Origin of the sequence: Nocardia sp. NPDC060249, from assembly GCF_042728755.1 — a bacterium.
GTDB lineage: Bacteria > Actinomycetota > Actinomycetes > Mycobacteriales > Mycobacteriaceae > Nocardia.
The window spans coordinates 1,270,091-1,292,927 of sequence record NZ_JBHXAQ010000001.1; the positions used below are offsets into that span (position 1 = coordinate 1,270,091).

Genomic DNA, 22,837 nt, shown 5'->3' on the forward strand with positions numbered 1-22,837 from the left:
TCGGCACTGTCGGTCGCAGTTCGCATCGTCCTCGAAGGGAAATCCTGATGTCCGAGTTCACCGAAGTCCCCGAGCGGGCGGGTACCCGCCAATGGCTGGGACTGGCGGTCCTGCTCCTGCCCACGGTCCTGCTGTTCCTGACCATGACCGTGCTGTTCCTCGCTACCCCCTATATCGCCGCCGACCTGTCGCCGAGCAGCGGACAGCTGCTGTGGATCAACGACATCTACGGTTTCGTGATGGCCGGTTTCCTCGTCACCATGGGCACGCTCGGTGACCGGCTCGGCCGTCGCCGGCTGCTGCTGGCCGGCGCTGTGCTGTTCGGCGCCGCCTCGATCCTGGCCGCGTTCGCGCCGGGTCCCGAACTGCTGATCGCCGCCCGCGCGGTGATGGGGTTCGGTGCGGCCGCCGTCATGCCCGCCACCTTGTCGCTGATCACGACCATGTTCCGGGACGACAGGCAGCGCGCCACCGCCATCGGTCTCTGGGCCGCGTCGGTGTCGGCGGGTGTGGCGCTCGGTCCGCTGCTCGGTGGTCTGATGCTCGCTTCGCTGTGGTGGGGTGCGTCGATGCTCATCGGCGTGCCGGTCATGCTGGTCGTCGTCCTCGCGGTGCCGGTGCTGATCCCCGAATACCGTGCCCCGAGCGCGGGTCGGCTCGATCCGATCAGTGTCGCGTTGTCGCTGGCCGCGCTGCTGCCGTTCGTCTACGGCGTGAAGAAGCTGGCCGAGGCCGGATTCACCGCCGAATCGCTGCTCGCGCTGGTCGCCGGTGTGCTGTTCGCGGTGGTCTTCGTCCGCAGGCAGTTGCGCCAGGCCGATCCGCTGCTCGATGTGCGACTGTTCGCGAATCGCACGTTCAGCGGGTCGCTCGGGGTGTACATGCTGGCCGCCGTCGCCCTCGGCGGGGTGTACCTGCTGTTCACCCAGTACCTGCAATTGGTCGCGGCCCAGTCGCCGCTGCAGGCCGGGCTGTGGATTCTGCCCGCCGCCATCGGCCTGGTCATCGTGTCCACCATCACCCCCGCGCTCGCCCGCCGCATTCGTCCCGCCTACCTCATCGCCGCAGGACTGGCGGTCTCGGCGGTCGGCTACCTGGTCCTCACCCAGGTCGGCAGCGTTGCCGGCCTGCCGCTGCTCATCGTCGGTTTCTACGTCCTCTACCCGGGCATCGCCCCGGCGATGGCGCTGATCCCGGGCCTGGTCATCGGTGCGGCCCCGGCGGAGAAGGCGGGCGCGGCCTCGGCGGTGAACAGCACCGCCAGCGACCTGGGCGTGGCATTGGGCGTCGCGCTCCTCGGTAGTGTGGGCGCCGCCATCTACCGCGCCGACATGTCCGAGGCGGCGGGATCCGCCGCGGAAACCCTTCCCGGAGCACTGAGTTCGGCCGAGTCGCTGCCCGCCGACCTCGCCGATTCGCTCGTACTGGCTGCTCGTGAGGCATTCACCCACGGCCTGAACGCTGCCGCGTGGACCGCCGCTGTGCTCTCGGCCGCCGGTGCGGTGCTGGCGGTGGTGTTGCTGCGCCGGATCCCGGCCGGTGCGACTTCTGTGCCGGAAAGTGACGAGCCACAGGAGGTGTCGTCAGGAGGCGCCGAGCGAAGCACCGTCGCTGTCTGACGGTCGCCCGATCTCGTCGGCCGGCAAGCGATCCGCAGCATCAGTCCATCGGGTGCTGCGGATCGCTGTCATTCGTTGCTCTGCAAGGTATTACAGAGACTGCGTCGACTACTGCCGGTCAACTCGTTCATCGGGGGAGGTGCGGCCGGTGACGACCATCAGCAGTTCCGCCGCTGTGCCGGTGATCGGTGTGCCGTTGCCGACAGACCAGGAGGAATCGGTGGTGCGCAACGAGTATCCGGCCAGTCGGCGCTGCGCGTGGAAGGGCGCGCCCATCGTCCATACCCGGTCCAGGGAAAGTTGCGCCGCCGCCGTCGGCATCACCCGCACGAGTCCGAGGGGGACGGCGATGTCCTGCCCGTGCACCAGCAGGTCCATCAGCCGATCGATCGGGGTGGTGCCGATCGGGATGACTCGGGAGTCGATCGTGGCGCGCAGTTCGGCGAGCAATGCGGCGGTCGATGTCCGGTCGGCGTGCCGCACGGCGGTGTCGTGGATGAGGCGGTCGGTGTTGCCGCGGGCGCGGATCAGGTTCACCAGCAAGGCGGTGATCGTGACGCGGGTGGCCAGCACCAGGTGCGCCACGACGTCCCTGATCCGCCATCCCTCGCACAGCGACGCGGTGTCCCACGCCGATTCGGGCAGGTCGCGCAGCAAGTCGACCAGGGTGGCGCGTTCGTCGGCCACCGCCTGCCAGATCGTGTCGGTCATCGTGTCCGGTCCGGTCATCGTCGGTTCTCCTTCGCGTGGGCGTCCTCGGTACCGTAGGAGTTCCACCGAGGTGGAGGTGCCAGCGAAAGTGACTCACATCACATATTTGACGATCGGCGAGCTCGCCACCCGGACCGGCGTCGCGGTGCGAACGGTCCGGTACTACTGCGATGCGGGCCTGCTGGACGCGGCGCGCACGCCCACCGGCCATCGGGTGTTCGAACCGGCCGCGGTCGAACGGCTGAACCTGTTGCGCCGGTTGCGTTCCTTCGGCATCGGATTGGCGGCGATCGAGGACGTGCTCGACGGCACCCGCTCGCTCGCCGAGGTGATCGCGGCCGAACGCGTCGTCGTCGACGACGAACTCGAGGCGCTGAACCGTCGTCGAGCCCTGCTGCGCGCCGTCGAATCGGCAGCTCCCGACCGGCATGACGAACACCTGAATCTGCTGGCCGCCGTGGTTGATCCGCGAGCGGCCCACGATGTTCTCGTCACGTTCTGGCGCCGCCAACTCGCCCCGCTACCGACAGCGGCCATCGACGGTTTCCTCAGCATGAACGTCCCCGAACTCACCCCCGGCGCCCACCCCGAGCACCTCATCGCCTACGCGGAACTGATTGCCGCGGTATCGAACCCGGACATCGCCACCGCCATGTACGACACCATCCGCCACCGCCGCACCCCCGGCGTCCGCGACGAACGCCGCCTCCTGTTCGATGTCGCCGACGCCTGCGTCGCGGTCGCGCCGCTCGTGGCCGCGGGCCGGCCACCCCGCCCCGGCCCCGAACTGGACCACTACGTCGATGTCCACGCCACCGCCCGCGACCGCCACGACACCCCGGCTTTCCGCCGCCAGCTCCTCACCGACGCCGCGGGCGCGGACCACCGAATCCGCCGATACTGGCGCCTCACCACCACTCTCACCGGCGAAACCGCCACCTCCGGCAGCACCCAACTCTGGCTCGTCGACGCCCTGACCACCTCGGTGCCGTGAAAAAGGGGAGGCCGAAGACTGATCCGGCCTCCCCTTTCCCGACGCGGAACTCAGGGAACGACTTCGACGATATCGCCCGGTTCCAGCCACTCGTAGTGCGCCTTGGCGCCTTCCGGGGTCAGGCGGATGCAGCCGTGGGACTGCTCCTCGGTGGGTCCGATGTGGTAGGCGATGTCACCGTTGAAGAAGACCGCGTACTCCATGGGGGCGTTGTGCAGGGTGCTCCAGTGGAACGGCTTCTTGAAGGCCACCTTGAAGACTCCGGGGGGCGTTTCGTAGCCGGGACGGCCGTGTGACATCGGGCTGGGCCCGAAGGTGACCTTGCCGTTGTCCATCAACCACGCGTTGTTGGTCGACAACTGCAGGCACGCACGGGCTTTCTCGCTGCACGGGGCCACCACGGGCTCCGGCGGCGGGGCGGGAACGATGGCGGGCACGCCGGGCACATCGGGCCCACCGGGCCACAATGGTTCGGCCTGGACGGGTGCTGCGACCGCGGCCCCGACCACCGCCGCGCACATCGCCGCCTGCGCGGCCCATCGGGGAATACGACTACTACTCACGAAATCTTGCCTCTCTCGCCGCGCCCACCCCTGGTCGTCGTACGCCCAGAACATGAGCTTTCACCATCGACACAAGCCTCGGAAACATAGAGGTACAGCGATCATGGAGTATTGCGATCGTGTTGAGCAAACCCCGGGGCGGGCTACCGGCGCGTCACGCGCGGCCGATCGGGCTCGGCCGCCGCGGGAGGGTTCGCCCCGAACGCGCGAGCGGCCATCGGTGGTACCACCATCAGCCGCGTGAGCTGGTCGCGCAGCCGGATCCGAATGTTCGTGGCGGGGACGAGCACGGCGCTGCCGGGGCCGACCGAACGCCGGCGAGCGCGGACGATCGGGCCGAAGGTGTGTTCGCAACGAACGAAGGCGGCCCCGAGGAGATGAATGCCGGTGCGGCGCACCGTGGTAGGCCCGCACTGCTCGATGAGGCGGGTGTAGCGGCGGCGCGCGGGATGAGCCGGATCGGGCGCCGCCGCGCCGCGGAGATCGCCGCCGCACTCGGCGTCTCGCGAGCAACCGTTTGCCGGCATCTCGAAGGGCAACAATGAGTCGAATCCACGAGCACTTGACGACTTAGGTAAGCCTGACCTACTCTGAACTCGGCGTACGGATGAGCCGGTGGTCCCGAGGGCTGCGGTCGACTCCGCCATCCTGCCGCGGCGGGCTCCGTTTTCGAGACGGAGCCCGCCGCTACGTCTTACCGGCTGCCGAGCACCATTTCGGATGGTGTAAACCGGACGGTATGAGCGAAACGCCCCTGTCCCTGGCCGATGTCACCCCCGAGCTGATGACCAAGGCCAGCGAAGGCACCTTCACCGACCTCATCGGCCTGCGCTACACCGAGGTCACCCCCGATCGGGTGCGCGGTGAATGGCAGGTGCGCCCCGAACTGCACCAGCCCGCGGGTATCCAGAACGGTGGCGTCTACTGCACCGTCATCGAAACCCTCGCGAGCGTCGGCGGCGGCGTCTGGTTCGGTGACCGTGGTTCGGTCGTCGGCGTCAACAACAACACCGACTTCCTCCGTGCGGTCCGCGAGGGCGTCCTCACCGGCGAGGCCACCCCCATCCATCGCGGCCGCAGCCAGCAGCTCTGGGTCGTCGTCATCACCGACACGGACGGTCGCACCGTGGCCCGCGGCCAGGTCCGCCTCCAGAATCTCGCCGCCTAGCCGGACGAGCCGTCGGGCCACTGCCCTCGGATCAGCCGTTGTTCCACGACACCGGCACCGGCGATCCGCTGCGCGTCAGTCGGCGGTGGTGATCCGCCATCCGCCGCGGCCGAGCACCTCGACGACCAGCGCACCGATGTTCCACGCGTCGTCGTCACCCCGGTGATGGGTGCCTTCGAGGGGGATGTCGGCGATCCGGAGTGCGTGGTCCATGCCGGGACGCCGTCGCAGGTCGTAGGACTCGGCGAACACCTGTTTGGCGTTGGTGTGCTCGGGGCCGAAGGGGTAGTCGACGCCGGTGTCCGCGCACTGGGTGCGGAATTGTTTGCGGTCGTAGTCGCCCCAGCTCGCCCACGGCCGCTCGCCTGCCGCGAACTCGTCGGCCAGCAGGCGGCACGCCTCGCCGAACTCGACACCCGTGTCGACCTGCTGCTGGGTGAGAGTGGTGAGTTCGGTGCAGAAATCGCTCACCGTCGACCGGGTGGGGCGCACGAGGATCCCGTGCTTGCTCACCCTGGTCCGGGTGGCGAGATCGACCACGGTGATCCCGATCTCGATGATCTCGTTGGTCTGTCCGGCGGGCGGATCGCCGGCCCAGCAGGTGGCTTCCACATCGACCACGTTGAGCAGGCCGGTCCAATCGTTCATGGATGTGACGGTACGGGCGCGTCATGCTGTGCTCCAGCGATATTCGCGGCGCGATGGCCGGTGGCGCGGCGCAACCGCCGCGCGGCCGGTGAGTTGGCCGTTCCCGAGCCGAGGGTGGGCACAGCGTTAACATCTCGTTAACCGCCTCGGGGTCGTCCCCGGTCGCGCTCGGCGGCGGTCGCCGCGCAGCCCGGGGACATGCCAGAATGTCGCTCACCGACCACGACCCGCCGAGGAGAGAACGTATGCGCCTGTCGCCGCACGAGCAGGAACGGCTGCTGCTGAGCTATGCGGCCGAGCTGGCGCGCCGCAGGCAGGCGCGGGGGTTGAAGCTGAACCATCCGGAGTCGATCGCGTTGATCACCGATCACGTGCTCGAGGGGGCGCGCGACGGGCGAACAGTGGCGGAACTGATGTCGTCGGGGCGGTCGGTGCTCACCCGCGAGGATGTGATGGAGGGGGTGCCCGAGATGATTCACGACGTGCAGGTCGAGGCGACATTTCCCGATGGCACCAAGCTCGTCACCGTGCACCACCCGATCGGATAGGCGAGACCCATGATTCCCGGCGAATATCTCTGTGCCGAGGGCACGATCGAACTCAACGCGGGCGCGGTGCGCGTCGAACTGGATGTGGTCAATACCGGCGACCGCCCCGTCCAGGTGGGCAGTCACGTGCACTTCCCACAGTCCAACGCCGCGCTGGAGTTCGACCGCGCGGCCGCCCACGGGCACCGGCTCGATATCCCGGCAGGCACCGCGGTGCGTTTCGAACCCGGTCTGCCGCAGCGGATTTCGCTGGTCCCGCTCGGCGGTACCCGCGAGGTCTACGGCATCAGCACGAACCCGCCGGGGCATCTGGATGCCTGAACCGACCGAAAACTATCGCGCGGCAGGCCACGTGCCGCGACGTCCGGGAGAGAGTCGATGACCGAACTGAGCCGCGCCCGCTACGCCGAACTGTTCGGGCCGACCACCGGCGACCGTATTCGCCTCGCCGACACCGACCTGATCGTCGAGATCACCGAAGACCGCAGTGGCGGACCGGGACTCGCCGGTGAGGAAGCGGTGTTCGGCGGCGGCAAGGTGCTGCGCGAGTCGATGGGGCAATCGCGCGCCACCCGCGCCGACGGCGCCCCCGACACCGTCATCACCGGCGTCGTGATCATCGACCACTGGGGAATCATCAAGGCCGACGTGGGCATTCGCGACGGCCGCATCTGCGGCATCGGCAAGGCGGGCAACCCCGACACGATGTCGGGCGTGCACCGGGACCTGGTCGTCGGCCCGTCGACCGAGATCATCGCGGGCAACGGCCGCATTCTCACGGCGGGCGCCATCGACTGCCATGTCCATTTCATCTGCCCGCAGCTGATGGACGAGGCGCTCGGCGGCGGCATCACCACGCTCATCGGCGGCGGCACCGGCCCCGCCGAGGGGTCCAAGGCCACCACCGTCACCCCGGGCTCCTGGCACCTGGCGCGGATGCTGGAATCCCTGGACCACTGGCCGTTGAACATCGTGCTGCTCGGCAAGGGCAATACGGTCAGCCACGAATCGATGTGGGAGCAATTGCGCGGCGGCGCATCGGGTTTCAAGCTGCACGAGGACTGGGGCTCCACCCCGGCCGCGATCGATGCCTGCCTCACCGTCGCCGACGCGGCGGGCGTGCAGGTGGCACTGCACTCGGACACGCTGAACGAGGCCGGTTTCGTCGAGGACACCCTCGCCGCCATCGCGGGCCGCGGCATCCACGCCTACCACACCGAGGGTGCGGGCGGCGGCCACGCACCCGACATCATCACTGTCGCTTCCCATCTCAACGTGCTGCCCAGTTCCACCAACCCCACCCGGCCGCACACCGTCAACACCCTCGACGAGCACCTCGACATGCTGATGGTGTGCCATCACCTGAGCCCGTCGATCCCCGAGGACCTGGCCTTCGCCGAATCGCGGATCCGCCCGTCCACCATCGCCGCCGAAGACCTCCTGCACGACTTGGGCGCCATCTCCATGATCGGCTCGGACTCCCAGGCGATGGGCCGGATCGGTGAGGTGGTGATGCGCACCTGGCAGACCGCGCACGTGATGAAGCGCCGCCGTGGTGCCCTGCCCGGCGACGGCGCGGCCGACAACGCCCGCGTGCAGCGCTATATCGCCAAATACACGATCTGCCCGGCGGTGTCGCACGGACTCGACGACGAGATCGGCTCGGTCGAGGTCGGCAAACTGGCCGACCTGGTGCTGTGGGAGCCGGCGTTCTTCGGTGTCCGCCCGCACGCGGTGCTCAAGGGCGGCATGATCGCCTGGGCCGCGATGGGCGACGCCAATGCCTCCATCCCCACCCCGCAACCCGTGCTCCCACGCCCCATGTTCGGGGCCGCGGCCCCGGCCGCCGCGGCGACCTCACTGCACTTCGTCTCCGAACAGGCCATCGACGACGGCCTCGCGAACCGTTTGAACGTGCGCCGAAAGCTGGTGCCGGTCAAGAACGCTCGCCGCGTCACCAAGGCCGACATGCCCCACAACGACGCCATGCCCCGCATCGAGGTGGACCCCGACACCTTCACCGTCCGCATCGACGGCGAAGTCTGGGCCGAGGAACCCGCCACCGAACTCCCGATGGCCCAGCGCTACTTCCTTTTCTGAACCGCCGTCAGGGTGCGCCAGGCGCACCTGCGGCCGTGCGCGGGCTGATGAACGTTGTCGCGGCTGCGTCCATTAGGCTCGTCGCGATCCGAGCGGGGCGGGTTCCGGCACGCCTTCCGCCGCACAGCGCCGGGGACCCGGCGGGAGGGGAACACAGCATGGACGACCTGAACAACGCCGCCGCGGAGCTGTCGCGCTGGGCGGAGGACCTGGAACAGAAGGCGCAGCGCTATCAGGAGCTGCACGCCAAGATGACCGCGGTGAGCGTCACCGATACTTCGGCCGACGGCCGGATCAGCGTCACCGTGGACGCCAACGGTTCGACCACCGCGATCACCTTGGCGGCCGCCGTGCGCGGCATGGATCCCACCGCCGTGGCGACCGAGCTCATGGCCTGCACGCATCGAGCCCAGGCGCGCTTGCGCGACCAGGTCACCGGCCTGGTCCATGACACGGTCGGCACCGACGAGGCCGGGGAGGCGATCGTCGGCCAGTACAGCGACCGGTTCCCCGACCTCGACCCGACCTCGTCGGCGCCCGTCCCGCCGTCGGCGCCGCCCGCCGCTCCGGCCGCCCCCGCCGCCTCGTGGCCGGCCGCGCCCGAGACTCCCGCCACGCGCAAACCCGACCGTGATCGGGTTGTCGCCCCCGAGGAGCCGTCCGACGAGGACATGTTCTACCAGCGCAAATCCTGGTTGCAGTAGTCACCGCTACAACCCGGCACACAATCGAGGGAACCGAACGGGGCCGGGGCGCGTCCAACTAGATCGAGAGCTGCGGACTCGACCGAGTTCGCCGGAGGAGGGATTCCGCGTGACCAGTTCGGTGAATGTGAATCTGGAGGCGATCAGGTCGCAGGCCTGCTCGGTGGACGGAGTGTCCGGCGGGGTCGCCAAGGCCCTCGAGGCGGCGAACTATCTCGCCCATGCCGACGACGGCTACGGCCTGCTCATCAAGCCGTACGCGGTGAGCACCCTCAACTCGCTGCACGACGACATCACCGAGACGCTGGCGCAGCTCGACACCCTGACCGCGGAGATGCCGGGCAAACTCCGCAACGCCGCCGACACCTTCGAAACGTGCGACACCACCAGGGCGGGCGATCTGACGGGCAAGACCGCCGAGATCGAAAGGAACGTCTGACCATGGCCGACGGACCCAACGCGGCGGGCACCTTCCTCAACGAGCACACCGTCCTGCCCGGCACGGTGAGCACCTTCGACGACGGCGAAGCTCCGGAGAACGACCTGCTCCAAGACGGTGTCGACTACCGGGACACCTACTACCAGGAAGACAACTTCCTCTTCAGCAACGTGGGCAGGCCGACGGGTGGGGAAGAACCCGACGCGGGCATCATGAAAGGCACTCTCCAAGGCGACACCTGGGAGAACGGCATCGGCCTCTACAACGCGATGACCGGTGACGGGTCGATCATGACCAAGGTCGACGCCATCTCCAAAGCGGCCGGTACCGCGGGTGATTGGGCGTCGGCGGTAACGATGTTCGGCAAGGCGATCAAGGGCACCTCCACGCTGGCGAAGTTCGACCCGTTCAACTTCCTCGGTTCGCAGCTGATGAGCTGGATGCTCGAACACGTCGAACCGGTGCGCAAGTCGCTGGAATCGATCACCGGCAGCCCGGATATGGTCCAGGCGTATTCGGATTCGTGGAAAGCGATCGCCGAGAGTCTGACGACCACCGCGCAGGAGTGGGCCACCGCGCTCGACACCGGAATCGGGGAATGGGCAGGCGCCGCCGCCGAAGCCTATGTGGCCGCGGCGACCGAGCTGACGGGCAAGATCGCCGAGAAGGCGGCCGTCGCCGAGGTGCTGTCGGAGTGCAACGCGGCGATGAAGGGCATCGTCGAGACAGTGCGCGGGATCGTGGTCGAGATCCTGAGCAATCTCGCCGGCATGCTCGCCGAGATGACCGCGCTGCTGATCGCCTCCGCGGGAACGGCCACCCCCGCGCTCATCGCCAGGGCGCTGCTCGACATCTCGCTGGCCACGGTGACGGTCTCGCAGATGCTGGTGAAACTGGCCCAGGCGCTGATCGATACGAAGATGCTGGCGCAGAGCGCGGTGAAGATCATCCAGGGCGTGACCGAGGTCGAGACCGCGAAGTAGCGACCGGGAAGCCGGTGCGGGCCCTGGCTCGGTGGCAGACTGCGTCTATGACGACCAACGATTGGGCCGATGTCGACAGCTACCTGGTCACCACCCTTGTCGGCGACGAGGGAGCGCCCGCCCTCACCGCCAACGCCGACGCGGGGTTGCCCGCCATCGACGTCTCCCCGCCCCAGGGCAAACTGCTGAACCTGTTGGCCCGCACCGCGAAAGCGCGCCGGGTGCTCGAGATCGGCACGCTCGGCGGATACAGCACCGAGTGGCTGGCGCGCGCGGTCGGTGACGGCGGCCTCGTCGTCACCCTCGAATTCGAACCCCGCCACGCCAAGGTCGCCCGCGAGAACCTCGACCGCGCCGGGGTGGGGGAGCGCGTCGAGATCCTGGTGGGCGCGGCGCTGGACACCCTGCCCGGTGTCGCCGAGGATCTGACCGAACCGTTCGACCTGGTGTTCATCGACGCCGACAAGGTCAACAACTCCAACTACGTGCAGTGGGCGCTGCGCCTGACCCACCCCGGTTCGGTGATCATCGTCGACAATGTGGTGCGCGCGGGTGCGGTGGCCGACGAGCAGACCGACGATCCCAACGCCCGGGCGAGCCGCGACCTGATCGAATTGCTCGCCGCCGAACCGAGTGTCGACGCGACTGTCATCCAGACCGTCGGCGCGAAAGGGTGGGACGGATTCGCCTACGCCGTGGTGAACGGCCCGAATTCCTGATCTTCACCGCCCGGCAATGCGCAGGGTCATTGCCGGGCGCCCGGGATTCATCGGGGGGTTGTTCGCTGCCGCTAGCGTGGGAGTGTTCGACTTCAGGAGCCGCCATCATGGAATTCCGTCATCTCGTCTCGTTCATCGCGCTCGCCGAGGAACTGCATTTCGGACGGGCGGCGCAGCGCCTGCATCTGACCCAGCCGAGCCTGAGCGCGCAGTTGCAGAAGCTGGAGAAGTCCCTGGAAGTGCAGCTGGTCGCGCGCAATTCGCACGAGGTGCGGCTGACGCCGGCGGGCCGGGAGTTCGAGCTGCAGGCCCGCCAGATCATCGCCCAGCTCGACCGGGCCGCCCAGGCGGCCAAGGCCACCGCCGCCGGTCGCGCGGGCAGCCTGAACATCGGCTACAACCTGCCCGCCAGCAAGCACATCCTGCCCGATGCGCTGGCCCAGCTCACCGACCGCCACCCCGGTATCTCGGTGTCGCTGTGGGAGAAGCGAACCGGGCCGCAGCTGGCCGCCCTGGCCGACGGATCCCTCGACCTGGCCATGGTCTACGGCCACCCCAGCACCGCCGATTTCCGGTACCGCCGGCTGCTGCACCGGATTCCGCTGGTGGCGGTGGTCGGCAGGCAACACCGCTGGGCGCACCGCTCGCACGTGCCGTTCGCCGAACTGCGCGACCAGGACTGCGTGCTGTTCGCCCGCGATCAGTGCCCGGCGATGTACGACGCGATCCTGCGGTCGGCCGCGCAGACCCGGATCTCGCTGAACATCACTCAGATTGCCGACGACCCGGGCGCCACCGCCCACATCGTCTCGGTGCGCCCGCTGGTCGGATTCGCGTCGCTGCCGCGGGCGGTGTCGGCGGGTATGGGGTCCTCGGACACCGACCCGGTGGCGGTGAAACTGGTCGATCCGGTCCCGACCTTGGATCTGCACGTGGTGTGGCGGGCCGACGAACAGAATCCGGCGGTGGCGATGTTTCTGGATTGCCTCGCGTCCACGGCACCTGCCCTGGCCGACGATCAGGTCTTGACGGCGTGAAGTCCTCGCTCATTTCAATCCCGATCGCACGAACGCATTGACGATGTGGCGCTGCAGCACCAGATACAGCAGCAGCACCGGCAGGCAGGCCAGCCCGGCCAGCGCCATCATCGGCCCCCACTGATCGCCTTCGGTGCCCATGAAGCTGCGCAGCCCGAGCTGGAGTACGGCGTTGGACTGGCGCAGCACGACCGCGGGCCAGAAGTACTCGTTCCACGCGTTGATGAACAGCAGGATGCCGAGCGCGGCGAGGGCGGGACGCAGGTTCGGCACCACCACGGTCCACAGGATCGACCACGACGAGCGCCCGTCGATCTTGGCGGCGGCGATGAGTTCTTTCGGGAACGCCGACATGTGCTGGCGCAACAGCAGCACCGCCAGCGCCGAGCACAGCGTCGGCAGCACGACGCCGATCAGGGTGTTGATCAGGCCCAGCTGGTTGAGCAGGATGTAGTTGGGCAGCATCGTCACCTGGAACGGCACCAGCCACACCCCGACGAACGCCAGATACAGCAGCTTCTGCAGCGGGAAGGTGTAGATGGCGAACGCGTAGGAGGCCAGCAACGCGATGAGCAGCTGGCCCGCCGCCGAGAGCACCGCGACGAAGAACGTGTTGGCGATCAGACCGGCGATGTCGACCTTCTGCGCCGCGTCGAGGTAGTTGGCCGTCGACAGGGGCCACGGGATCGGCGACAGCGAGGTGACGTCCTCGGGTCGGCGCAGCGACGTCGCGAACAGCCAGTAGATCGGGAACACGCAGACCAGTGCCGTGGCGGCGAGCAGCAGATGGCTGCCCACCCCGCGCAGTCGTTCAATCGTCATGGACAGCAACCTTTTCCGAGATCCAGACCAGCAGTGCGGCCACCAGACCGAAGCCGAAGAACAGCAGCACACCGGCCGCGGCGCTCAGGCCGGCGTCGAAACTGTGGAAGGCGTAGTCCCAGAGCAGGTAGTAGATGTTGGTCGTGGCCTGCGCGGGACCGCCCTGGGTCATCGAGTCGATGAGCGGGAAAGTCAGGGTGGGACTGAGCAACACGGTCGTGAGGATGAGAAACAGCACGGTGGGCGAGAGCAGCGGCAGCGTGATCCAGCGCCGGATCTGACCGGGTGAGGCGCCGTCGACCCTGGCCGCTTCGTCGTAGTCGCCACTGATGCCGGCCAGGCCGGCCCACACCACCAGCACCGCGAAGCCGATCAGGTGCCAGGCGGTGATCGCGATGATCACCCCCTGCGCGGTCGCGGTCTCGTACACCCAGTTGCGGTCCGAACCGGTCACCTGGGCGAGGAAGCCCGTCCCCGGATGCAGCAACCAGCGCCACACCGCCGCCGCCGCGACCGGCGCGACCAGGAACGGTGCGAACACCAGTGCCTGATAGATCGTGCGCGCCCGGCCGGTGACCCGTCTGCTCGCCATCGCGATCACGACCGGCAGTACCACCGTGAACGGCAACAGACCGAGGATCAGCGTGCCGGTGCGACCGAGGGCGCCCCAGAACGCCGGAAGGTCCAGCAGCCGTTCGTAGTTCGCGGTGCCCACCGGTGTCATCGGGGCGGTCGGCAGCAGGTTCCACGAGTAGGTGGACAGTTGCAGGGCCTGCACCAGCGGTTGATAGGTCCACACGACCAGCAGGAACAGTGCCGGACTCAGGTACAGGTAGGGCGCGACGAACCGGGCCACGCGGCGGCGGGTGAGGCGCCGGCGCACCGGTGTCGCCGCGACGGGCGGTATCGGCGACGCCGGCGCATCGATGACGAACATCTACCGCACCGCCGCCCGCGCGGCGACGATCGCCGCGATCTGCTCGAGCATCTCCGACTCCGGCCGGTCATAGACCTTCGGCGCCGGTGCGGCGTCGATCGCGGTGGCCAGCACCCCCGACTCGGAGACATCGATGCGGCTGTACCCGAAACCGGCGAACCCCCGGTGCCTGCCCGCCGGTGCCATCGGGTCCACCCGGTAGGCCGTCGCGGGACCGATCCACACCGGAATCCCGGCCAGCGCCGACGCACCGGTGAGGTGGTTGTGCCCGCACAGGATCATCCGGACATCGGTGCCCGCCACGACCTCGGCCAGCTGGTCGGCGTCCTTGAGCCGGAGGAAGTCCAGGGTGGCCAGCGGGGAACGCAGCGGCGGATGGTGCACCACCAGCACGGTGCCGTGCGGGGCGGGGGTGCGCAGCTGCTCGGCCAGCCAGGCCAGCTGCTCCGGCTCGAGCTTGCCGTCGTGCTGCGACGGCGTGGTGCTGTCCAGCACGATGATCCGCAGGCCCGCGATCTCGACACTCTGGTCGTGCGGGAGATCCGGGTCCACGGTGTCGCGGCCGAGCAGTTCGAGACCGAAGGCGGTGCGTTCGTCGTGATTGCCCATCGCGTAGACGATCTCGGCGCCGAGCTCGGCCGCGACGGGCTCGACCGCGGCCCGCAGCCGCCGGTAGGCCTCGGGCGAACCGTTGTCGCTGAGATCACCGGAGAAGATCAGCACGTCGACGCGCTGCCCGAATTCGCGCAGCCGGTCGAGCACCGCGTCCAGGTTGGCCGCGGTGTCGACGCCGTGGAGCAGTTCGCCCTCGGGCCGCAGGTGGGTGTCGGTGATCTGGACGATCGTCAGCTCGCTCATGACTTCGGCATGAGTTCGGTGCCCGCGGTGCGGGCGGCGGTGAGCGTCGACTGCGGGTCCGCGCCCTGGAACACGACGGCCTCGACGGCGTCCATCATGCCGTCACGCATCTGCAGGTAGTTGTTGCCCGGCATGGACACCCACGGCTCCATGTTCGCCAGCTGCGCGACATTCGGGCGCAGCAGCGGGTTCTGGTCGGCCCAGTCCTTGAGCCCGCCCGCTTCCTCGAGCAGGCCGGTCCGCAGCGGCAGGTAGCCGATGTTCTGCGCGATCTTCTTGTAGGAATCCTCGCTGGTGAGGTGCTTGATCAGCTCCCACGCGGCCCGCTGCTTCGCGGGATCGTTGGACAGGATGTGCAGGCCCGCACCGGAATTGGTCGGAATGGCGGGCTTGCTGCCGAAGCCGGGCATCGGCGCCGAACGCAGGTCCCACTTGCCCTTGGATCCGGTGACGAAAACGCTCTGCAGCGCGCTGGTTTCGAGCATCATGCCGATCTCGCCACGGCCGAACGCCTCGTAGCCCTGCTTCTGATTGAGCTTGGGCATGCTGCCGGTGTTCACGAGGTTCTGCGCCATCTTGGTGACCTCGACGGCGGGCGCGTCGGCGAACGTGAGTGTGTTGCGGTCTTCGGAGATCACGCGGCCGCCGTTGGAGCGCACCAGCGACTGGAAGCACCAGTCCTTGGCGGTCTTGGTCAGGCAGTCGATGTAGACCCCGCCCTTGCCGGTGCGGTCGGCGATCGCCTTCGCGGCGGTGGTGACCTCGTCCCAGGTGGTGGGCGGCTTGGCGGGATCGAGTCCGGCCTCGGTGAACAGCGAGGCGTTCAGATACAGGACGGGCGTGGAGAAGACGAACGGCACGCCGTAGGTGTGGCCGTCCCAGTCGTCGAGCGTGCGGGCGCGGGGCGCGTACGCGTGGCGGGCGCCGTCGAAGTTCTGCTTCACTTCCGCCGCGCCGACCAGCTGGTCCAGCGGCTTGGCCTTGAGCTGGTGGATGGTGAAGTCCAGGTCGGAGAAGCCGAGCTGGGCGACGTCGGGCGGGGTGCCCGCCACCATCTGGTTCTGGATGCTGGAGACGGTGTCGGTGGCCGGGTTGGGGCTGTTGCCCTGCGGCTTCTGCGCGGTGACCTTGATATTGGGGTGCTTGGCGCCGAAGTCGGCGATCAGGGCGTTGAAGGTCTCGGTCCAGGCGCCGGCTACGCCGTAGCTGTAGGACTCGAAGACGATCGAAACCTGTTGGTCGGCAGCCAGTTCGGGAATCTGGGCGGTGGCGGTGGCGTCGGTGGACCCGGTGGTGCCGAGGCCGCAACCGGTGAGGGCGAGGGCGGCGGTGAACACCACGCCCAGCGCGGGCAGTGTGCGTTTCATCGTGGTTCTATCCTTCTCATCGGGGTGGTGCCGAAATCAGGGGACGGGAATCGCGGCCGCGTCGACGGCCCGTTCCGCGGGGGAGTCGGCCGCTTGCCAGGTCAGCCGCAGGCCGGTGTCGGGGTCGAACAGGTGGATGTCGGCGGGGTCGACGCGGCAGGCGATGTCCTCGCCCACCCGGACACCGGCCGGCCGGGCCGCGCGCACACAGAGACCGGTCTCGAGGTGCACGAGTTCTTCGCTGCCGAGGTTCTCGACCATCCGCACCCGGCCGCGGACATCGGTCGAGGTGTCGTCGATCCGCAGACGTTCCGGGCGGATTCCGGCGACGACGGCAGTGGCGTCGCCGGAATCCTCGGCGATGTCCAGCGCGGCGTCGATGCCGTCGGCCATCACCGTCATATGGCCGTCGCTCGCGGTGACGACGGCGGGGAACAGGTTCATCGGCGGTGAGCCGAGGAAGCCGGCGACGAAGGTGGAGCGCGGGCGGTCGTAGAGCTCCTCCGGGGTGCCGCACTGTTCGATGCGGCCCTGGTTGAGCAGCGCGATGCGCGTCGCCATCGTCATCGCCTCGACCTGATCGTGGGTGACGTAGAGGAACGTCGCGCCCAGGCGCTGGTGCAGCGCGATCAGTTCGGCCCGGGTCGCGCTGCGCAGTTTCGCGTCGAGGTTCGACAGCGGCTCGTCCATCAGGAACGCGCCGGGATCGCGCACCATGGCGCGCGCCAACGCGACGCGTTGCCGCTGTCCGCCCGACAGCGCGACGGGGCGTCGCTCCAGCAGCGCCGAGATCTCCAGCGTCGCCGACACCTCGGCGACCCGCTGCGCGATCTCGGCTCGCGGCCTGCGCCGTGCCCGCAACGGGAACCCGATATTGCGCGCCACCGAGAGGTGCGGATACAGCGCGTAACTCTGGAACACCATCGCCAGATCCCGCCGCTGCGGCGCCGCGTCCGTCACGTCGACGTCGCCCACCAGAATCCGCCCCGCGCTGGGCTCCTCCAGCCCCGCGATCATCCGCAACAACGTGGACTTGCCGCAGCCACTTGGCCCCAGCAACACCATGAATTCACCATCGGCGATGTCGAGACTCACCTCGCGCACCGCGTACTCGGCATCGAACTTCTTCGACACCGCTTCGATCTGCAGTCGTGCCATGCGCCCAGTGTCGAACCCGCCACGGTCCCCGCGCCGGGGCGATAGTGAACGTCGATCGGTCCAGTCGTCTCGACCCCACCGACCCCCGAACGGCACCATCGGTGCTCGCCGCGCTCCCTACTCGGTAGTGGGGTTCGGCGCGGCCGTCACCGGGTGACCGGTCGAGGGCGGAGCGCCCCTACCGGTGTTCTCACAGGGAGGCGCGGTGCGAATCCGGCGATCGCCGAGACGTCAGCGCAGCCGGACCGGTAGTTCGAGGAGGCCCCGGATGAGGGTGCTGGTTTGCCAGCGCAGGTCGGCGGCAGGGGACAACGTGAGGCCGGGGAAGCGGTGCAGCAGGGCAGTGAAGGCGATGTCGGCTTCGACGCGGGCCAAGGGGGCGCCGACACAGAAGTGGATGCCGTGGCCGAAGGCGAGATGGCCCGCGGTGGGGGTGTCGGTGGCGAGGGTGTCGGGGGCGGCGAAGCGGGCGGGGTCGCGGTTGGCTGCCGAGAGGGCGACGTAGACGATCTCGCCTGCGGGAATCTCGGTGTCGCCCAGCGTGACCGGTTGCGCGGTGTAGCGGGCGGTGGCCATGTCGACGGGGCCGTCGAAGCGCAGGAATTCCTCGATCGCGGCGGGGACACCGGTGGGGTCGGCGCGCAGGGCCTGCCACTGGTCGGGGTGGCGGAGCAGGGCCAGGACACCGTTGCCGATGAGATTGACCGTGGTCTCGTGGCCCGCGACCAGCAGCAGGAACGCCATCGACACCAGTTCCTGATCGGTGAGCCGATCGCCCTCGTCGTCGGCGAGAACCAGGTGGGACAGCAGATCCTCGGCGGGCTCGGACTGCTTGGTGCGCACCAGCTTCGCGAGATAGCCGACCATCGCGGCCGACGCGGCGGGACGCTCGTCCTGCTCGCCCTCGCCCACGACGGTGACCAAGGACTTGGTCCAGGCTTGGAAGTCCGCCCGATCCTCGAACGGGACACCGAGAAGCTCGCAGATCACCGTCACCGGCAGGGGATTGGCGAAATCGTTCATCAGATCGACCTCGTCGCGATCGCTCATCGCGTCCAGCAGCGACGCGGTGATCTGCTCGATGCGCGGTCGCAGCAGGGCCACCTGGCGGCTGGTGAAAGCCTTGTTCACGAGCTTGCGCAGGCGGGTGTGCGCGGGCGGGTCGGTGCCGAGCATATGGCTCAGGAGCGCGACGATGTTCGGGTCCGTCGCCGTGGTGTCACGCTTGGTGTGCAGGATCGCGTTGATCTGCACGGCGTCCTTGCCCAAGCGCGGGTCGGCGAGCGCGATCTTGGCTTCGGGATAGCCGACGACCACCCAGCGGACCACATCGTCGGGGAAGCGAACCCGATGGACCGGGCCCTCGGCGCGCCACCGGCGGTACTGCGCGTGCGGATCGTCGAAGAACTCGGCGCCGATGGACTCGACAGGGGCGGAAGCGGTGCGGTCGGCCATCGAATCGACGGTACCCGCACCGGGCCGAACGCGCATCGACCGTGGCGACCGGAACCACGGAAAGCCCTGTGACGACAGCGGATTCGCGATCAGGTGGTGCGTGGCTCCGTCGTCGAGGTAGTCGACTCGACCGATGCCAGGAACCCGCGCAGGAGTTCGGTGACGGCCTCCGGTTGTTCGAGGGAACTCGAGTGACCGCACGCGGGGATCGTGTGGAGCCGGGCATGCGGGATGAGCGAGGCGATCTGGCGGGCATGCGGGAGCGGGGTGGCGGCGTCGTCCGCGCCGACGATGATCTGGGTGGGGACGGTGATCGCCGCGAGTTCGCCGTCGACGGCGCCGCGTTCGGTGACACCGTGGACGGCGTTACGTGTACCGATACGGTCGATGCCGGCCAGGCGACGCGACCACTCGCGGACGACGTCCTTGCCGGCGTCGGAAGCCCGAAACGAGGGGCCGAACAGGTGCGTGGCCACCCGGCCGGCGATGGGACGGATGCCGAACCAGCGCAGCGCCAGGGCCAGCCGGTGGTATTCGCCGATCTTGGCGGGATCCTCGGCCCGAGCGCTGGTGTCGAGCAGCGTGAGCGACCGCAGGAGTTCGCCGTGCCTGGCGGCCAGTCGCTGGCCGACGAAGCCGCCCATGGACAGCCCGACCCAGTGCACGGGGCCCACGTCGAGAGCGCGGATCACCCCCACCGCGTCGGCAGCGAGAGTGTCCATGTCATAGCCATCGGCGGTGGGTGGGGTATCACCCTGACCGCGCCAGTCGAGGGTGACGCACCGGTAGTCGCCTTGCAGGGCCGCGAGCTGGGCGCGAAACATCCAGCCGCCGAACAACAATCCGTGGCCGAAGACCACGGTGGCGGCGTCGGGTTTGCCCGGCGGAGCGCCGGTGTCGGTACAGGAGATCTGGACATCGTCGAGAGTGATGATCGGCATGAGGTCACTCGCCGCCGGTGCTCAGGCCGCCGCGAGGCGAACGTTGCGCATCGTCACCAGCGCGGTGGCACACAGGATTTCGCCGGATTCCTCCACCGAGAACACGTCGGCGGCGGCGATCGTGAGCAGTGCGCCCGGCTTGATCACCCGGCCGCGGGCGACCACGTTCGGGCCTTTGGCGGGCGCGAGAATCTTCACGGTGTAGTCGATGGTCATGTTCACCCAGCCTGCGGGCAGCAGCGTGCCCGCGGCCGAACCGGCGGCGAAATCGGCGAGCGAGCCGAGGACCCCGCCCTGGAAATAGCCGTCGTGCTGGGTGAGTTCGCGCCGGTGTGGTTGCACGATCTCGACATCGCCGGGCTCGACCCGGCTGAAGTGGAAACCCAGGTGCGCGGCGGCGGGCATGGACAGCACGACGCTGGGAACCAGCTGTGCGAAGTCGGGATTGGGGGCCTGTGCTGCGGTCATCGGCTCAGTCCTCTGCTCGGCGGCGGCGCGGCGTCGCCGCTCCTCCTGCGGCGAATCCTGCCCGCTGACGGCGCGCGACAACAGCCCATCGCGGAAATTTCGCCTGCTGTTGGGGGTCTGGAAAGAGTTCGGCCGGGCGGTGGCGTGCTCACCCCGCCCGGCCGAACGCTCAGCGAGTTCCGGCGTGCAGCACCACTTTGCCGTTGCGGCCGGGAGTTTCGGACACCACCGCGGCCTCGCCGGCCCGCGCGAGCGCGAAATCGGCCTGGACGTCCAGGCGCAGGGTGCCGTCGGCGGCGAGGGTGACGAGTTCGGTGATCAACCGCACGTAGTCGGCACGGTCGATGTCGGAGCTACGCTGCTGGCCCCAGAACCCTTTCACCACAGCCTGTTTGAAGATGACAGCGCCGGTGTCGATGATCAGCGGTTTGCCCGACAGCGCGCCGAAGGAGATCAGTTCGCCGCGCGGGGCGAGCAGCGCCATCAGATCGCCCGCGGCCGGACCGCTGACTTGGTCGACGGCCCGCACGATCGGTTCGCCACCGGTGATATCGGCTCCCGTGGCGAGCCAGCCCACCGATTCGGTGTCGAGCACGGGACCGTAGCCGAGTTTCTCCAGCGCCTGCACCGACGACTGGCCGCGGACCAGGCTCAGCACCCGCACCCCGCGTTCCTTCGCGAACAGGTTGAGCAGGCGACCGACCGCGCCGTTGGCGGCGTTCACCACGATCCACTGGCCTGCCCGCACCTGCAGGTCATCGAGCAGCATCAGAGCGCTCAGCGGCATGGCGAGCAGTTGGCAGGCGGTCTCGTCGGGCACGGAATCGGGCATCGGCACCGCTTGCTCGGCGCGGGCGAGGAAGGAATCCGCCCAGGCGCCACGGACGCCGGCGATCGCCACCCGCTGCCCGACCTGGAGGGCGTCGACACCGGGGCCGACCGCGTCGACGACACCGGCGGCCTCGGTGCCGGGGATCGCGGGCAGCGGCGGCCGATAGCCGTAGACGCCGCGGATGATCGCCAGATCGTGGTTGTGGATCGGCGACAGCGACATCGCGATCCGCACCTCACCCGCCCCGGGCTCCGGGGTGGGCACCTGCTGTGCGGTGAGCACGTCCTTCGGGTCGCCGAATTCGTCGATGACAACTGCCTGCATGTCCGCCTCCGTGGTGGTTGCGAGTACCTGCCGAGCGTGATCGTGCTCCATTGTGGCACCGTGGCGGTCGCGGGCGGTTCAGGGATGCCCATGCTCGGGCCCGGCTGTCAATACCTCGCAGGGCTGACAGCGGGTCACTCCGGCAGGGTGCGGAAATAGCTCGCACGGGGGACGAAGGTGACCGGGCGGCGTGCGTACCCTCGGTGCATGGCAGACGCGCTCGGAACACGCTCGCCCGCAGTGCGATCCGGATCGCGGATCGCCGAGGTCGACATCCTGCGCGGGTTCGCCCTGTTCGGGATCCTGATCACCAATGTGGTCGTGGCGACCTCGCTGTGGTCGGTGACAGGCACGCGCGAGGATCCGGTACTGCGCTTCGGCGGCACGGTCGATCTGCTGGTGCGCGCCACCGTCGACGCGCTCTTCGCCGGGCGGTTCTACCTGCTGTTCGCTTTTCTGTTCGGGTACTCGTTCACGTTGCAGATCGCGGCGGCCCAGCGTGCGGGGGCCTCGCCGGTGCGGCGGTTGCTGCGGCGGTGTGCCGCGCTGATGGCGATCGGGCTCGTCCACGTCTACCTGCTGTGGATCGGCGACATCCTCACCCTGTACGCGTTCCTGTGCCTGACCCTCATCGCGCTGCGCAAGGTGCGGCCGCGGACCGCGGTGATCACCGGTGTGGTGCTGTACGCGACGTGGTCGGCGTGGAGTTTCCTGCCCGGCAGTACCGGTCTTCTCGCCTTCGGCGAGTTCGCCGACCTGCCCGCGATATCGGCCGACTACACCGGGGACTTCGCCTCGACGTTCTCCGCGCAGACGGCCCTCGCGCCGGTATTCCTGTTGCTGATCTGGTTCGGTCAGGGCATACCGAGCCTGGCGATGTTCCTGATCGGCATGGCGGCAGGCAAACGCACCCTGTTCGCCGATCCGGATACGCTGCGCCGCTGGTCCTTTCGCGCACTGGTGATCGGCTTCGGGATCGGTGTTCCGATCTCCGCGATGACCTTCGCCGACTCGATGACCTGGTGGCACGCCCCCTCGGTGATCCACGGCCTGCACATGCTGGTGAACCCGTTCATGACCTTCGCCTATGTCGCCGCGGTCCTGCTGGCCGCGCAGTCCGCACGCCTGGGCCGCTTCGCCGCTCTGCTCGCCCCGGCCGGGCGCATGGCCGCCACCAACTACATCGGGCAATCCGTGGTGCTGATGCTCGTCTACACCGGATACGGCCTCGCCCTCGCCGATGACATCGCACCCCTGGGCGTCATCGCGATCGCGCTGCTCACCTTCGCCGCCCAGCTCGCGTTCAGCGCCTGGTGGCTGCGCGGTCATTCGTACGGCCCGGTCGAGTGGTTGCTCCGCGCCGCGACCTACCTGACCGTCCCGGCATGGCGGCGCCCCGTACAGAACACTGCGACCGGCGTCTGAGGCGCCGATTCGGCGCT

General features: G+C 68.7%; 25 protein-coding genes. 12 read left to right on the plus strand and 13 right to left on the minus strand.

Annotation, left to right across the window (positions count from 1 at the left end; genetic code table 11):
• Positions 1-47: 47 nt before the first annotated feature.
• Positions 48-1,619 carry an MFS transporter gene (locus ACFWFP_RS05685; protein ID WP_379293344.1) on the plus strand — a complete coding sequence of 524 codons (1,572 nt, stop codon included), beginning with the start codon at positions 48-50 and terminating at the stop codon, positions 1,617-1,619.
• Between the two features lie 108 nt (positions 1,620-1,727).
• Here ACFWFP_RS05685 and ACFWFP_RS05690 read toward each other — a convergent pair whose 3' ends face one another.
• Positions 1,728-2,348, minus strand: coding sequence for a maleylpyruvate isomerase family mycothiol-dependent enzyme (locus ACFWFP_RS05690; protein WP_379293345.1), 621 nt, complete (start codon positions 2,346-2,348; stop codon positions 1,728-1,730).
• 70 nt (positions 2,349-2,418) lie between these two features.
• Here ACFWFP_RS05690 and ACFWFP_RS05695 point away from each other — a divergent pair, with 70 nt between their 5' ends.
• Entirely contained in the window at positions 2,419-3,324 is a 906-nt protein-coding gene (locus ACFWFP_RS05695; RefSeq protein ID WP_379293346.1) for a MerR family transcriptional regulator, read from the plus strand.
• Between the two features lie 50 nt (positions 3,325-3,374).
• Here ACFWFP_RS05695 and ACFWFP_RS05700 read toward each other — a convergent pair whose 3' ends face one another.
• Both ACFWFP_RS05700 and ACFWFP_RS05705 read right to left on the minus strand, forming a co-directional pair.
• Positions 3,375-3,887, minus strand: a complete 513-nt coding sequence (locus ACFWFP_RS05700) for a L,D-transpeptidase (RefSeq protein ID WP_379293347.1) — start codon at positions 3,885-3,887, stop codon at positions 3,375-3,377.
• Between the two features lie 143 nt (positions 3,888-4,030).
• Positions 4,031-4,414, minus strand: coding sequence for a hypothetical protein (locus ACFWFP_RS05705; protein WP_379293349.1), 384 nt, complete (start codon positions 4,412-4,414; stop codon positions 4,031-4,033).
• A 257-nt stretch (positions 4,415-4,671) separates the two neighbouring features.
• Between ACFWFP_RS05705 and ACFWFP_RS05710 the strand changes: the two genes are divergently transcribed.
• Positions 4,672-5,055 (plus strand): PaaI family thioesterase, encoded by a 384-nt coding sequence (locus ACFWFP_RS05710; protein WP_379293782.1) that lies wholly within the window; start codon positions 4,672-4,674, stop codon positions 5,053-5,055.
• Between the two features lie 75 nt (positions 5,056-5,130).
• Here the strand turns inward: ACFWFP_RS05710 and ACFWFP_RS05715 are convergent, their stop codons facing one another.
• Positions 5,131-5,703 (minus strand): exonuclease domain-containing protein, encoded by a 573-nt coding sequence (locus ACFWFP_RS05715; RefSeq protein WP_379293350.1) that lies wholly within the window; start codon positions 5,701-5,703, stop codon positions 5,131-5,133.
• A gap of 245 nt (positions 5,704-5,948) precedes the next feature.
• Between ACFWFP_RS05715 and ACFWFP_RS05720 the strand changes: the two genes are divergently transcribed.
• The 8 genes from ACFWFP_RS05720 (at position 5,949) to ACFWFP_RS05755 (ending at position 12,233) form a co-directional block, all read left to right on the plus strand.
• Positions 5,949-6,251, plus strand: a complete 303-nt coding sequence (locus ACFWFP_RS05720) for an urease subunit gamma (RefSeq protein WP_101467224.1) — start codon at positions 5,949-5,951, stop codon at positions 6,249-6,251.
• A gap of 9 nt (positions 6,252-6,260) precedes the next feature.
• A complete protein-coding gene (locus tag ACFWFP_RS05725; protein WP_379293351.1) occupies positions 6,261-6,572 on the plus strand; it encodes an urease subunit beta in 312 nt (103 codons plus the stop codon).
• A 57-nt stretch (positions 6,573-6,629) separates the two neighbouring features.
• Positions 6,630-8,351 carry an urease subunit alpha gene (locus ACFWFP_RS05730; RefSeq protein ID WP_379293352.1) on the plus strand — a complete coding sequence of 574 codons (1,722 nt, stop codon included), beginning with the start codon at positions 6,630-6,632 and terminating at the stop codon, positions 8,349-8,351.
• A 158-nt stretch (positions 8,352-8,509) separates the two neighbouring features.
• Complete coding sequence (locus tag ACFWFP_RS05735) at positions 8,510-9,055, plus strand: YbaB/EbfC family nucleoid-associated protein (protein WP_379293354.1); 546 nt, start codon at positions 8,510-8,512, stop codon at positions 9,053-9,055.
• Positions 9,056-9,164: 109 nt separating this feature from the next.
• Complete coding sequence (locus ACFWFP_RS05740; RefSeq protein ID WP_379293355.1) at positions 9,165-9,494, plus strand: type VII secretion target; 330 nt, start codon at positions 9,165-9,167, stop codon at positions 9,492-9,494.
• Between the two features lie 2 nt (positions 9,495-9,496).
• Positions 9,497-10,477, plus strand: a complete 981-nt coding sequence (locus ACFWFP_RS05745; protein ID WP_379293356.1) for a hypothetical protein — start codon at positions 9,497-9,499, stop codon at positions 10,475-10,477.
• Positions 10,478-10,524: 47 nt separating this feature from the next.
• Complete coding sequence (locus ACFWFP_RS05750; protein WP_379293357.1) at positions 10,525-11,196, plus strand: O-methyltransferase; 672 nt, start codon at positions 10,525-10,527, stop codon at positions 11,194-11,196.
• Positions 11,197-11,303: 107 nt separating this feature from the next.
• The gene (locus ACFWFP_RS05755) at positions 11,304-12,233 is read left to right on the plus strand and encodes a LysR family transcriptional regulator (protein WP_379293358.1); all 930 of its coding nucleotides are present in this window, start codon (positions 11,304-11,306) and stop codon (positions 12,231-12,233) included.
• Between the two features lie 9 nt (positions 12,234-12,242).
• On the opposite strand, the gene ACFWFP_RS05760 is transcribed toward ACFWFP_RS05755, so the two are convergent.
• From ACFWFP_RS05760 to ACFWFP_RS05800, 9 genes are all read right to left on the minus strand, one after another.
• Entirely contained in the window at positions 12,243-13,055 is an 813-nt protein-coding gene (locus ACFWFP_RS05760; RefSeq protein WP_379293359.1) for a carbohydrate ABC transporter permease, read from the minus strand.
• On the minus strand, positions 13,045-13,992 hold the full coding sequence (locus ACFWFP_RS05765; RefSeq protein WP_379293360.1) for a carbohydrate ABC transporter permease: 948 nt from the start codon (positions 13,990-13,992) through the stop codon (positions 13,045-13,047). Before ACFWFP_RS05765 ends, ACFWFP_RS05760 begins: the two co-directional genes overlap by 11 nt.
• Entirely contained in the window at positions 13,993-14,850 is an 858-nt protein-coding gene (locus ACFWFP_RS05770) for a metallophosphoesterase (RefSeq protein ID WP_379293361.1), read from the minus strand. It abuts the gene before it with no gap.
• On the minus strand, positions 14,847-16,217 hold the full coding sequence (locus tag ACFWFP_RS05775; RefSeq protein ID WP_379293362.1) for an ABC transporter substrate-binding protein: 1,371 nt from the start codon (positions 16,215-16,217) through the stop codon (positions 14,847-14,849). Before ACFWFP_RS05775 ends, ACFWFP_RS05770 begins: the two co-directional genes overlap by 4 nt.
• Before the next feature lie 36 nt (positions 16,218-16,253).
• Positions 16,254-17,375, minus strand: coding sequence for an ABC transporter ATP-binding protein (locus ACFWFP_RS05780; protein WP_379293363.1), 1,122 nt, complete (start codon positions 17,373-17,375; stop codon positions 16,254-16,256).
• A gap of 231 nt (positions 17,376-17,606) precedes the next feature.
• Positions 17,607-18,830 (minus strand): cytochrome P450, encoded by a 1,224-nt coding sequence (locus ACFWFP_RS05785; protein WP_379293364.1) that lies wholly within the window; start codon positions 18,828-18,830, stop codon positions 17,607-17,609.
• 89 nt (positions 18,831-18,919) lie between these two features.
• Positions 18,920-19,771 carry an alpha/beta fold hydrolase gene (locus ACFWFP_RS05790; RefSeq protein WP_379293365.1) on the minus strand — a complete coding sequence of 284 codons (852 nt, stop codon included), beginning with the start codon at positions 19,769-19,771 and terminating at the stop codon, positions 18,920-18,922.
• A gap of 21 nt (positions 19,772-19,792) precedes the next feature.
• Positions 19,793-20,239: a PaaI family thioesterase gene (locus ACFWFP_RS05795; protein ID WP_378988382.1), complete on the minus strand. Its 447-nt coding sequence runs from the start codon at positions 20,237-20,239 to the stop codon at positions 19,793-19,795.
• A gap of 169 nt (positions 20,240-20,408) precedes the next feature.
• The gene (locus ACFWFP_RS05800; protein WP_379293366.1) at positions 20,409-21,395 is read right to left on the minus strand and encodes a zinc-binding dehydrogenase; all 987 of its coding nucleotides are present in this window, start codon (positions 21,393-21,395) and stop codon (positions 20,409-20,411) included.
• Between the two features lie 207 nt (positions 21,396-21,602).
• Here ACFWFP_RS05800 and ACFWFP_RS05805 point away from each other — a divergent pair, with 207 nt between their 5' ends.
• Positions 21,603-22,820 carry a DUF418 domain-containing protein gene (locus tag ACFWFP_RS05805; RefSeq protein WP_379293367.1) on the plus strand — a complete coding sequence of 406 codons (1,218 nt, stop codon included), beginning with the start codon at positions 21,603-21,605 and terminating at the stop codon, positions 22,818-22,820.
• The last annotated feature ends 17 nt before the right edge of the window (positions 22,821-22,837 follow it).